The sequence below is a fragment of the Litoribaculum gwangyangense genome (genome assembly GCF_039543505.1).
In the GTDB taxonomy this organism is placed as follows: Bacteria; Bacteroidota; Bacteroidia; order Flavobacteriales; family Flavobacteriaceae; genus Litoribaculum; species Litoribaculum gwangyangense.
In genome coordinates, this window is the sequence record NZ_BAABJW010000005.1 from 195324 (window position 1) to 207532 (window position 12209).

Sequence of the window (12209 nt, forward strand, 5' to 3'; positions counted from 1 at the left end):
TGTTAATTTAAATTAATGATATAATTAACATGATTATATCGATTACAAATTCTGCAAGTAGTATCATAGTTTTTAGGTTTTAAAGGTTAGCAAATAGGCTGTTTTTTAATTATGTTTTTTGAAGATATATAATAGCCAATATTCCTTCCAAGATTTTTTCTCAAAATCTATAAATTTGAATACAGATTAGTAACTAAAAAAATCAATATTGTTTTAAATATTATATATTATTCTATAATAAAGTATTTATTTGTAACTATAAATAGGTTTTTGGTTATAAATAGTAATTATTGTAGCGTATTTTTAAGTTACTTTTTTTAAACCTAGAGAGCCTTTATTAAAAAAAATGCTATTTTTTTGATTTTTATCTTTTTTCTTTTTTAATTATCATCTAAATAAACCAATAAGCCCATTATTAATGTTTTTTATATTGTTTGAGATTTTAAGTGATTCAAATAACAAGTGTACATTTGCATAAATCATCTTTATGAAAAAGAATCTACTAGTCTTTGCTATTTTTTTACTAAGCCAATTTGCAATTTCACAAATAGTTATAAATGAATTGGATTGTGATACACCTGGAATAGACATACTTGAATTTGTAGAATTAAAATCTGATACACCAAATTTTCCTCTAGATGGTTATGTTGTCGTGTTTTTCAATGGTTCTACTAATACTACTACAGGACAGGGTAGAAGCTATTTAGCGCTAGATTTAGATGGATATATAACTGATGTAAATGGGTTATTATTAATTGGGAGTAATTCAGTGTCTCCTTTACCACAGTTAATAATTCCTGAAAATACTATTCAAAATGGAGCCGATGCGGTTGCTATTTACCAGGCAGATGATTTAGACTTTGAGATACCTACTTTCGCTTATGTAGATGAAACGCTTATTGATGTGTTGTTATATCAAACAAATGACAGTGACGGTGCAGAATTAATTCCAATTTTCTCTCAATTCAATTCAAACATTCAGATAATAAATGAAGGACCTGGAAATAATACTAATTCCATACAAAGAAATAGTGATGGGTCTTATTTTGTTGGAAGCCCAACACCAAGACAGTTAAATGACGGCAGTGGAGTAGTACTTAATGGTATTGCCATTACCATTGCCCAAAACCAGTATAACGAAGGTGATGTTTTTGATATCACTTTTACAACGGAACAAAATGTAACATCCAATTTAAACTTCGATATTATTTTGGATTTTGGTACATTCAACACTTCAGATTTTACAGGAAATACCTCCTTAACAATACCAAGCGGCCAAAACACAACCTTTACAACTATCACATTAACAGACGATTCAGATGATGAAGGCGATGAAGTTTTAAAAATTAGTTATGTTAGTTTACCACCTGAGTATTTAGTCTTGAATAGTAATTTACAAATTAGAGTAGTTGACAATGATTTTAGTGTAGCATCTTTTGGAACCCCATTAAATCCTACTTTTGGAACAGTAACTAGTACACAACCGAATGGCTATTATGATAGTCTCGATGGATTGTCTGGTGATCCTTTAAAGCAGGCTTTACAAGATATTATAGCTAATCCAGCTATTGTAAGAGCACAAACTTATGCCGATATTGTAGATATTTTAAAAGAAGCCGATCAAAACCCAGCAAACAGCAACCAAGTATGGTTATTATATACTGAACAGGGTAGAGCCAAATTAGATTACCAAACATCATCAAATAATACAGGGAAATGGAATAGGGAACACACTTTTCCACGTTCTTTGGCAGGTTATTTTAGTATAGAGGCTGATGATATAGCCGATGGTAAAAATATTTTCTGGACCACAAAAGCAGATTCACTTCGACATGGAAACTCTGATGCCCATGGGCTTAGAGCTGCCGATGGTCCCGAGAATAGTATTAGAAACAACCAACACTATGGTCAATATACGGGTCCTTCAGGAAATGCAGGTAGCTTTTATGGTGATGTAGCGAGAAGCCTTTTATACATGGAAATTAGATATAATGGGTTACAAATTGTGAATGGTTTTCCCAATGTTACTGGTCAGATGGGGGATTTGGCAACACTTCTAAATTGGCATAGAAATGATCCTCCTGATGATTTTGAAATGAATAGAAACAATGTAGTTTACACGTGGCAGTTTAATAGAAACCCGTTTATTGACGAACCTGATTTGGTAGAATATATTTGGGGTAACATGGTGGGGCAAGTTTGGAGTAAATCTTTAAGTATTAACGAGAATTCAGAGTTAAAAGTTCAATTGTATCCAAACCCAAGCGATGGTGAAATTTTTATAAAAGGACTTCATAGCAAAGCCATGATTGAAATATTTTCAATTGAAGGCAAAAAGATTAAAACCTATCACAATTTTAAAGAATCATCTTTAAAATTAAACCTTCAAACAGGTATTTATTTATTGAAGATAAATTCTGATGAGAAAAAGGTGATAAAAAAGATTGTTATGTTTTAAAAAATATAAAACCTCCTCAAATCAGAAATTTGAAGAGGTTTGCTTTTATTTTGTTTAGTAAGCTAGTTTTTCTTTTTTGTGATAATTTCAATAACACCATTTTTGGCTTTTTCACCGTGCTTTTCAATTGCAGAATTACCTTTTAAAACATTGATACTTTCAAAATCACTTGGATCAAGATCCTTCATCTTAACTTTCGTTTCTACCTTTCCATCAATGATATATAAAGGGTCTCCATCATCTTCAGTGGTTATAATAATTTTGCTATCACCTTTGGTTTTACCAATGGTTTTTGCTTTATAAGCTTTCCCAGTTTTCACTTTAGCAATAATGATATCTTCAGTTTCATTTCCAGCATCGCTTTCAACGATAACTTCTACCTCCTTATCATCATCAGAAATAATTTCCACGTTATTGTTTCTTCTAATTTTTATGTGTTTGGTTTCATTACCTGAAGTAACAAAATGGATAGAATCTCCATGAATTTCATGTACTTCATCATTATCCGAAATAAAGTAAGCTTTAGAACCTTTTCCTGAAGCATGAACCTTATGGACTTTTACATTATCATCTTTAGAAAAAACATAAGATTCTCCTTTTGCTTTTCCTAAATTACCAATGGAGAGGGAATCATCTTCATTGTTATATGAAATCTTTATGGGTTTAATGGGCTCATCTGAGTTCAGATTAAAATTCGTATTCGAATTTTTTGAGCTCGCATCAATTTTAATTGCAGTTATCTCACCGTTGCTGTTGCGCTTAACACTTTTAAATTTAATTGTAACACGATGGTCTTTCAACATAGATGCTATTTTATCAAATTCAGCATCGGTAGTGTTTTTTGTAACCATAGCTTCTACCAAATCTTTTTTTGGAGATGCCTTTTTTGTCTGTTTTTCAAGACTTGGTTTTACAGGGGTTTCAGGTTCCTCAATTTTACTTTGAGAAATAGCTGTAATATTATTAGTCATTGGTTTATTATCAACTTCCAAAGCAATTTCAGGAACAAGTAATTCGTTTACCGGAATTTCCTTTTCTACATAAACCGTTTTAGTATTAAAGCTCATTAAAAAGAGCACCAATAATGGAATAACTAGAGCAAATTTAATTTGATTGATTTTTTTTGATTTTGATTTGTGTAACATAACGATTCGTTTTTTTATTAATGAATTATAAAAATGATTACTTAAAGCCAATTGATGAGTTGGCAAACTTGTTTTAAGTAAGGTGTATTGATACGCTTTTTTGCAATGGGAATAGTTTATGGCAGCATGGTCTGCCAAAAACTCCAAATTTTGTTTTAAATCTTTGTTGTAAAGCCATATAAACGGATTAAACCAAAGGAAAATACAAGTTATTTGTATTAACAGAACATCCACAGAGTGGTATTGCTTTACATGTATTTTTTCATGGGTTATAATCTGCTCCAACTCGGTTTCACTAAATTGGTTTGGGTTGTAAACAATATAATTGAAGAAAGAAAAAGGAGATATATCTTTATTAGTTTCCACATAAATATACGAGCCCTTTTTGCTGCTTTTATTCTTGGAAATTAAATGGAATAAAGAGCTTATTTGAATTAAAAATCTTAAAGCAAAAAACACAACACCTGTAGCATATACCAAAGGTAAATAGTCCATAATGTTAAAACTGTTAACGGTTTTATTGGCAATTACCTCACCAAAAGCATTGGTATCAATAACCATAGGAGTATATTCAACATACTCGGTAATTACAAATAAAGGAACCAGAAAAGCAGAAATCAACCCAACTAACAAAAACCATCGGTTCTGCTCAAAAAAAGTGTCACGTTGTAAAAATAGTTTATAGATAAAATAAAAAATGACAACAACTGCACTAACTTTCAATAAATATTCCATGTTATTTCTTTTTTTCTATTAAAGCAATAATCTCTTTAAGCTCTTCAACACTTATTTTTTCTTCCTTAGCAAAAAATGATACCATGTTTTTGTAAGAGTTGTTAAAATAGTTGTCAATGGCATTATTCATGAACCCTTTACGGTACTCCTCTTTGCTTACAATAGGATAGTATTGATGTGTTTTTCCATAGGCATTATAAGACACATATCCTTTTTCTTCCAAATTTCTTATGATGGTAGAAAGCGTGTTGTAATGAGGTTTATCGTCTTTAATTTCGGCAAGCACATCCTTTACAAAGGCCTTTTCTAGCTTCCATAAAATATGCATGATTTCCTCTTCTTTGTTAGTTAATTTTTCCATGTGTTGCTTATCCTTTTTTGGTGTTACCCTATCGGGTCGGTCTTTCGGTACTAGGCGTTAGTTTTCTTTAATCCTTAACACAATACAAACTTAAAACTATTTTTATAGTTATACAACTAAAAATATAGTTATTTAACTAAATTTTAAGTTTTCAAAAAAAACTTTTCACTTTTCACTTCTCAATTTTCACTTTCATTTATCTTCGCAAAAAAAATAGTTTATGAGTTTACTATGGGTGATCCTAGGTTTTATATTGTTGGTAGTAGGAGGTGAGTTTTTAGTACGTTCATCTGTGGCCTTATCATTTAAATTCAACATCTCCAAAATGGTGATAGGGATGACGGTAGTTTCCTTTGCAACTTCAGCACCAGAATTGTTGGTGAGTTTACAAGCGGCTCTAACGGGCTCTCCGGCTATTGCTATTAATAACGTAGTGGGCTCCAATATTGCAAACATTGGTTTAGTGCTCGGCATTACAGCTATGGTTAGTGCTATTTCTGTAGATAAGTCCTTTTACAAACTCAATTGGCCTGTAATGATAATTTTTTCCATAGCATTGTATTATTTTTTGAAAAATGACCAGATACTTACAGCTATGGAAGGTGCTATTTTATTTTTAGGTCTCATAGCCTTTTTATTCATTCTAATTAGAAGTGTAAGAAAAGACAAGGTTATTGAGGATGTTGATGAATCGTTGGCGGTGGTTTCTAACTTTAAAATTATTTTATGGTTGCTTATTGGCGCTGTATCACTTTATTTTGGTAGCGAATGGTTGGTAGAAGGCTCAAAAGAAATAGCCCTTTCCATTGGGGTAAGTGAGGCTGTTATAGGAGTTTCTTTAATTGCCGTTGGAACGAGTGTACCAGAATTAGCGGCTTCCGTAATCGCGGCGGCAAAACAAGAAAAAGCCATATCATTGGGTAATTTAATTGGCTCCAATATCTTTAATATAGGATCCGTTTTAGGACTAACAGCCATCATTAAACCCATACCAGTTACTGAGCCTCAAATACTTTCCAGTGATATTTTCTGGATGTTGGGTTTTGCTGCCATATTATTGCCAATGATATTTATTAAAAACAAAATGCAAATTAGCAGAATTAAAGGTTTTGTTTTAGTAATTGCTTATGGCGTTTTTATGTTTTTGGTGTTTACTAAAGGTAAGATTTAAAAAGGATTTTTGGAGGAATTAAATACCGAACGATAATTTTTAAACTGGGTTTTCAATTGAGTTCAGAGTATAAATTTTAAAACTATTTCCTGTTTCTAATTTTAAATGGTTTGATTAAATTCATTTGGTAATTAATCTTAAATATTTTTAGTCTCAATTTTACCAACTAGGGTTGCGAATTTTATTATTAGGAGTTAGAGTAAATTAAAATGAAAACATAATAAAGCTAATATCCTATTCCATAAAAAAAGCACTTACCATATTTAGTAAGTGCTTTTTAAATGAACAAAACTTGTTGCAGTTATTATTAAACTTTTGCAGATTTAACAGTTTTAATAATTCTAGCCGCAATTTTATATGGATCTCCGTTGGATGCAGGACGTCTGTCTTCCAACCAACCTTTCCAGCCTCTCTCCACAGTACCAATAGGAATTCTAATGGAAGCACCTCTATCAGACACACCATAAGAAAAATCATTTATAGAAGCCGTTTCGTGTTTACCAGTTAAACGTTGGTCATTAAACTCACCATAAACCGCTATATGTTCTTTAACTACTGGACGGAACGCTTCACATATTTTTTCATAAACAGCTTTATCTCCACAAGTTCTTAAGGTTGTATTGGAGAAGTTAGCATGCATACCAGAACCATTCCAATCCATATCTTTACCTAGTGGTTTTGGATGGTACTCAATATAATATCCGTATTTTTCAGTTAATCTTTGTAATAAATATCTAGCAACCCAAATTTCATCACCAGCTTGTTTAGCACCTTTAGCAAATAATTGGAATTCCCATTGTCCACAAGCAACTTCTTGGTTAATCCCCTCAAAATTTAAGCCTGCATCAATACATTGGTCAGCATGCTCTTCAACTAAATGTCTTCCATGAGTATTTTTACCTCCCACAGAACAATAATACATACCTTGGGGTGCAGGATAGCCTCCTACTGGGAATCCTAGAGGTAATTGGGTTTCAGTATCCATAATGAAATATTCTTGCTCAAAACCAAACCAGAAATCATCATCAGAGTCATCAATTGTAGCACGGCCATTAGATACGTGAGGTGTACCATCAGGGTTTAAAACCTCGGTCATAACCAAATAACCGTTTATACGGTCTGGATCTGGATATATAGCTACAGGTTTTAATATACAATCTGAAGAACCTCCTTCAGCCTGTTTAGTTGATGACCCATCAAAGGACCAATTACCTAACTCCTCCAATGTACCCTTAAAATTCTCGTGCTCCTCTACCTTAGTTTTACTTCTTAAATTTTGAGTTGGGAAGTAACCATCTAACCAAAGGTATTCTAATTTAATTTTTGCCATAGTTTATATTTATTTTGAATATTTGATAATTACACAAATATAAATTTTTCTTAAGACACTTTAAATTTTAGGGGTAGTTTTATAAAAAATGACAGTTATTTTTATTTATGCCCTATTTTTTATGGGTATATTTTAAAAAAAGCATTATTTTTTATTCATATACTGAAAAATTAATAATAATAATATTTTCATGTTTTAACTAAAATCTAATTTTAGGTAGTTATTTTTGTAAAGCTAATTTCATTATTTAAAACTAAAAAATTACAAAATGTCAACATTAAGATTTCATGCCATAAAAGAGTCCTTGTCTTTCAAACCACTTCAAATTCAAGAAAAAGAAAGGCGATCAGATATTTTTGGAAAAAATGTTTTTAATGAAAATACCATGCGTCAATACCTTACAAAAGATGCCTTTGAGAGTGTTTTAAATGCTATTCAATATGGTAAAAAAATAGACAGAAATATGGCCGACCAGGTAGCATCCTCAATGAAGGATTGGGCATTGTCTAAGGGGGTTACACATTACACGCATTGGTTTCAACCATTAACTGGAGCTACTGCAGAAAAACATGATGCTTTTTTTGAAACAATTGGTGGTGGCATGGCTATTGAAAAGTTTGGTGGTAGCCAATTAGTTCAACAAGAACCCGATGCCTCCAGTTTTCCAAGTGGTGGTATAAGAAATACGTTTGAAGCTCGGGGTTACACCGCATGGGACCCAACATCGCCAGCCTTTGTTTATGGTACAACACTCTGTATTCCTACTATATTTGTTGCTTATACTGGTGAAGCTTTAGATTACAAAACACCATTGTTAAGGGCTCTAAATGCTGTTGACAATGCTGCGACCGATGTTTGCAAATATTTTGATAAAAATGTAAAAAAGGTGACATCCTCTTTGGGTTGGGAACAAGAATATTTTTTAATTGATAAATTGTTGGCAGCAAGTAGGCCAGATATCATATTAACAGGTAGAACCTTATTAGGGCATTCCTCGGCTAAGGGACAACAATTGGATGACCATTATTTTGGAGCCATACCAACAAGGGCTTTTAATTTTATGCGGGAATTAGAAACCGAATGCATGCTTTTGGGGATTCCTGTAAAAACCCGTCACAACGAGGTGGCACCCAATCAGTTTGAATTGGCACCTATTTTTGAAGAAGCTAATTTAGCCGTAGATCATAATTCGTTGTTAATGGATATCATGGGACGTGTAGCATCGCGGCATAATTTAAAAGTGCTGCTACATGAAAAACCTTTTGCAGGTATCAATGGGTCGGGTAAACATAACAACTGGTCTTTGTCAACAGATACTGGTGTCAATTTATTATCTCCAGGGAAAACACCTATGAGCAACTTACAATTTTTAACCTTTTTTGTTAATACTATAAAGGCGGTCCATGAAAATGAATCGATATTAAGGGCAGCCATAGCATCGGCTAGTAACGACCACCGTTTGGGTGCCAATGAAGCACCTCCTGCCATCATATCGGTGTTTATTGGAGAGCAATTAACCAAAGTTTTAGAAGAATTGGAAGGCGTAACCAAAGGGAAGTTATCACCTGAAGAAAAAACCGAACTTAAATTGAACGTCATTGGTAAAATACCAGATGTATTATTGGATAACACTGATAGAAACCGAACCTCGCCTTTTGCATTTACAGGGAATAAGTTTGAATTTAGAGCTGTAGGATCCATGGCAAATTGTGGAAATCCAATGACCGTTTTAAATACCATAGTTGCTAAACAACTAAAAGATTTTAAGGTTGAAGTGGATGCCTTGATTGAAAAGAAAGGCCTAAAAAAGGATGAAGCGGTTTTTAATGTTTTAAGGGAATATATAAAATCATGTAGAAACATTTTATTCGAAGGAAATGGCTATGGTAAAGCATGGGAAGAGGAGGCTAAAAGGCGAGGATTAAGTAATAATAAAACAACCCCAGAAGCCTTGAAAGCTAAAGTTTCCAAAGAAGCCATTTCATTATTTGAAGAAATGAATGTAATGAGTAAAATTGAAACCGAGGCTCGATATGAAATTGAAATGGAGGCCTATATCATGCATATTCAAATAGAAAGTAGGGTAATAGGCGATATTGCTAGAAATCATATCGTACCTACTGCAGTTAAGTACCAAAATATATTGATTGAAAATGTAAAAGGTTTAAAAGAAATTTTTGATAAAAATTTCACATCAGTTTCTAAAGAACAGATTAATTTAATTGAAGAAATATCAGGTCATATTGAGGCTATCAATGCAAAAGTAACTAAAATGATTGATGAACGCAGAAAGGCCAATGCCATAAGTTCAGTGGAGGATAGAGCTCTGAATTATTGTAATAAGGTGAAACCGTTTTTTGAAGACATTCGTTACCATTGTGATAAATTAGAATTGCTAGTTGATGATGAAATTTGGCCGTTAACAAAGTATAGAGAATTGTTATTTACACGATAGTGTTCAAAACTTGTTAAATCCCGTTTTAAAAAAACGGGATTTTTTAATTCAAAAAAGTAAATTTGCACTTGAATAAAACATTATGAGTCAAGAAGTTTCAAAGCGATACGCACAACGCGGTGTTTCTGCATCAAAAGAAGATGTGCACCATGCTATAAAAAATATCGATAAAGGATTATTCCCTAAGGCATTCTGTAAAATAGTTCCCGATTATTTAACCGGTGATAAAGATTACTGTTTGATTATGCATGCCGATGGGGCTGGAACAAAATCTTCCTTGGCATATATGTATTGGAAAGAAACGGGTGATATTTCAGTTTGGAAGGGCATTGCACAAGATGCGTTAATCATGAATATTGACGATTTGTTGTGTGTAGGTGCTACCGATAATATTATGCTATCTTCAACCATTGGAAGAAATAAAAATTTAATTCCCGGTGAAGTTATTTCTGCAATCATAAATGGGACTGAAGAATTAATTTCAGAGTTAGGAAACTTTGGGGTTACCATTCATTCTACCGGAGGTGAAACCGCTGATGTTGGTGATTTGGTACGAACCATAATTGTGGACTCTACAGTAACTGCAAGAATAAAAAGGAAAAACGTGATTGATAATTCCAATATAAAGTCAGGTGATGTTATTGTAGGTTTGGCAAGTTTTGGACAATCTACTTATGAAAAAGAATATAATGGAGGGATGGGGAGTAATGGATTAACTTCAGCACGCCACGATGTATTTAGTAAATATCTAGCAAAAAAATATCCCGAAAGTTTTGATGCTTCGGTTCCTGAAGATTTGGTTTATTCTGGAAATATAAAATTAACGGATACTATAGCAAATTCACCTATTGATGCTGGTAAATTAGTGCTTTCTCCTACGCGTACGTATGCGCCTATCATAAAAGCTATCCTATCAAAATACAATAGTGAAGATATTCATGGAATGGTGCATTGCTCTGGAGGTGCGCAAACAAAAATCCTTCATTTTATTGATCAATTTCATATTATAAAGGATGATATGTTTCCTGTACCGCCACTTTTCAAATTAATACAAGAACAGAGCAAAACAGATTGGAAAGAAATGTATCAAGTATTTAATTGTGGTCACAGGATGGAGCTATACGTAACTCCACAAATCGCCGAAACCATTATTGAAATATCGAAGTCCTTTAAAGTAGATGCCAAAATAATTGGTAGAGTAGCCGAATCAAAAAGTAAAAAGCTTACAATAAAATCAGAGTTTGGTGAGTTTAATTATTAATTATTCATCCTTTTTTGTTCAAATGGAACAATTATTGATGAAAATTTAATTTTTAAAATAATTTCTACCAATGATGATATTGGCTAGGCCTAATCCTTTTTTCAAATGAGATATTAAATGGCCAGTTACATCTGGATAAATAAAAAAATAATAATCAACAGATGAAAAATTTAGTAATTCCTCTTTTTTGTTTTTTATTTCAATTTCTTAATGCGCAACCAGACTCATTATTTTTAAAGCCCAAGAAAAAAAAATATGATGGTCCACAGTGGACTCAAAAAAACAAGGCGCTCCTAGATTTAAATCAAGTATCATTTACCAACTGGAATTCAGGTGGAACCAATTCCATCTCTGGCCTACTTGGTTTGAGATCGGAGTATAATTATAAAGATAAATTTTTTGTTTGGAAAAACAATGCTTTGGTTGATTATGGCATCAACAAACAACAAAAAAGAGAGACTAGAAAAACCGATGATTTATTTGAATTTAATTCAAATATTGGTTACAAACCAGATAGTATTTCAAATTGGTTTTATTCCGCTCGATTAAATTTTAGAACTCAACTTACTAATGGTTACAAATATCCAAATAAAGATGTCCCTATTTCAAGGTTAATGGCTCCCGGATATTTATTTTTTGGTGGAGGTGTAGAATATGGAAAAAATATAGAGAGATTGTCATTTTATTTTTCTCCAATAACGCTTAAGGCCACTTTTGTTTTAGATGAAGATTTAGCAAATGTAGGTTCTTTTGGTGTAACACCAGCCATTTTAGATGATGCTGGTAATGTAATAATACCAGGAGAAAGGATTCGCAGAGAAGTGGGTGTTTTAGTAACCAATAGTTACGAAATGGAATTTATAGAGAATGTAAACGTAAAACATCAAGTGAGTTTATATTCAGACTATATTAATAAATTTGGAAATGTGGATGTTGACTGGCGTATTGATTTTGACTTTAAGGTGAATAGTTTTATTAGAGCTACGTTAGGTTCTCACTTACGTTATGACGATGATGTTAAAACCACGAAGCCCTCAGAAATTGAAGGTGAGTTTGATGAAGCTGGACCTAAAATTCAATGGAAACAATTTTTAGGAGTTGGATTTGCAGTAGATTTTTAAATATACTCTTGGAAGATCAATAAAAAGGGTAAACTCAAAATCAAGTCAAATAAAAATAAAAAGAATAACAATTTTAAAGTTGAAATTTCTTGATTTCTATACAAATTCAGTGTACGCTTTGCATGAATTTCATTAAAAAAATACCATAAAAAAAATGCCATAAACAACTTCA

The 12209-nt window shown here is 32.4% G+C and carries 8 protein-coding genes; 5 read left to right on the forward strand and 3 right to left on the reverse strand.

The window, feature by feature from the left end; translation table 11 throughout:
- Positions 1–487 precede the first annotated feature (487 nt).
- Positions 488–2458 (forward strand): endonuclease, encoded by a 1971-nt coding sequence (locus ABD963_RS14530; RefSeq protein WP_345278058.1) that lies wholly within the window; start codon positions 488–490, stop codon positions 2456–2458.
- Positions 2459–2520: 62 nt separating this feature from the next.
- Here ABD963_RS14530 and ABD963_RS14535 read toward each other — a convergent pair whose 3' ends face one another.
- Positions 2521–4338: a M56 family metallopeptidase gene (locus ABD963_RS14535; RefSeq protein ID WP_345278060.1), complete on the reverse strand. Its 1818-nt coding sequence runs from the start codon at positions 4336–4338 to the stop codon at positions 2521–2523.
- A 1-nt stretch (position 4339) separates the two neighbouring features.
- On the reverse strand, positions 4340–4699 hold the full coding sequence (locus ABD963_RS14540; RefSeq protein WP_345278062.1) for a BlaI/MecI/CopY family transcriptional regulator: 360 nt from the start codon (positions 4697–4699) through the stop codon (positions 4340–4342).
- A gap of 220 nt (positions 4700–4919) precedes the next feature.
- Between ABD963_RS14540 and ABD963_RS14545 the strand changes: the two genes are divergently transcribed.
- Positions 4920–5870 carry a calcium/sodium antiporter gene (locus ABD963_RS14545; protein ID WP_345278064.1) on the forward strand — a complete coding sequence of 317 codons (951 nt, stop codon included), beginning with the start codon at positions 4920–4922 and terminating at the stop codon, positions 5868–5870.
- Positions 5871–6177: 307 nt separating this feature from the next.
- Here ABD963_RS14545 and ABD963_RS14550 read toward each other — a convergent pair whose 3' ends face one another.
- Positions 6178–7200 (reverse strand): glutamine synthetase beta-grasp domain-containing protein, encoded by a 1023-nt coding sequence (locus ABD963_RS14550; protein ID WP_345278066.1) that lies wholly within the window; start codon positions 7198–7200, stop codon positions 6178–6180.
- Between the two features lie 268 nt (positions 7201–7468).
- On the opposite strand from ABD963_RS14550, the gene ABD963_RS14555 reads away from it, so the two are divergent.
- From ABD963_RS14555 to ABD963_RS14565, 3 genes are all read left to right on the forward strand, one after another.
- Entirely contained in the window at positions 7469–9655 is a 2187-nt protein-coding gene (locus ABD963_RS14555; protein WP_345278068.1) for a glutamine synthetase III family protein, read from the forward strand.
- Positions 9656–9737: 82 nt separating this feature from the next.
- On the forward strand, positions 9738–10916 hold the full coding sequence (locus ABD963_RS14560) for an AIR synthase related protein (protein ID WP_345278070.1): 1179 nt from the start codon (positions 9738–9740) through the stop codon (positions 10914–10916).
- Between the two features lie 161 nt (positions 10917–11077).
- Positions 11078–12037, forward strand: coding sequence for a DUF3078 domain-containing protein (locus ABD963_RS14565; RefSeq protein WP_345278072.1), 960 nt, complete (start codon positions 11078–11080; stop codon positions 12035–12037).
- Positions 12038–12209 lie beyond the last annotated feature (172 nt).

What these genes read in the sequence shown, in the direction of transcription:
- ABD963_RS14530 (WP_345278058.1), top strand. Translation starts at nt 488, where the DNA reads ATGAAAAAGAATCTACTAGTCTTTGCTATTTTTTTACTAAGCCAATTT.
- ABD963_RS14535 (WP_345278060.1), bottom strand. Translation starts at nt 4,338, where the DNA reads ATGGAATATTTATTGAAAGTTAGTGCAGTTGTTGTCATTTTTTATTTT.
- ABD963_RS14540 (WP_345278062.1), bottom strand. Translation starts at nt 4,699, where the DNA reads ATGGAAAAATTAACTAACAAAGAAGAGGAAATCATGCATATTTTATGG.
- ABD963_RS14545 (WP_345278064.1), top strand. Translation starts at nt 4,920, where the DNA reads ATGAGTTTACTATGGGTGATCCTAGGTTTTATATTGTTGGTAGTAGGA.
- ABD963_RS14550 (WP_345278066.1), bottom strand. Translation starts at nt 7,200, where the DNA reads ATGGCAAAAATTAAATTAGAATACCTTTGGTTAGATGGTTACTTCCCA.
- ABD963_RS14555 (WP_345278068.1), top strand. Translation starts at nt 7,469, where the DNA reads ATGTCAACATTAAGATTTCATGCCATAAAAGAGTCCTTGTCTTTCAAA.
- ABD963_RS14560 (WP_345278070.1), top strand. Translation starts at nt 9,738, where the DNA reads ATGAGTCAAGAAGTTTCAAAGCGATACGCACAACGCGGTGTTTCTGCA.
- ABD963_RS14565 (WP_345278072.1), top strand. Translation starts at nt 11,078, where the DNA reads ATGAAAAATTTAGTAATTCCTCTTTTTTGTTTTTTATTTCAATTTCTT.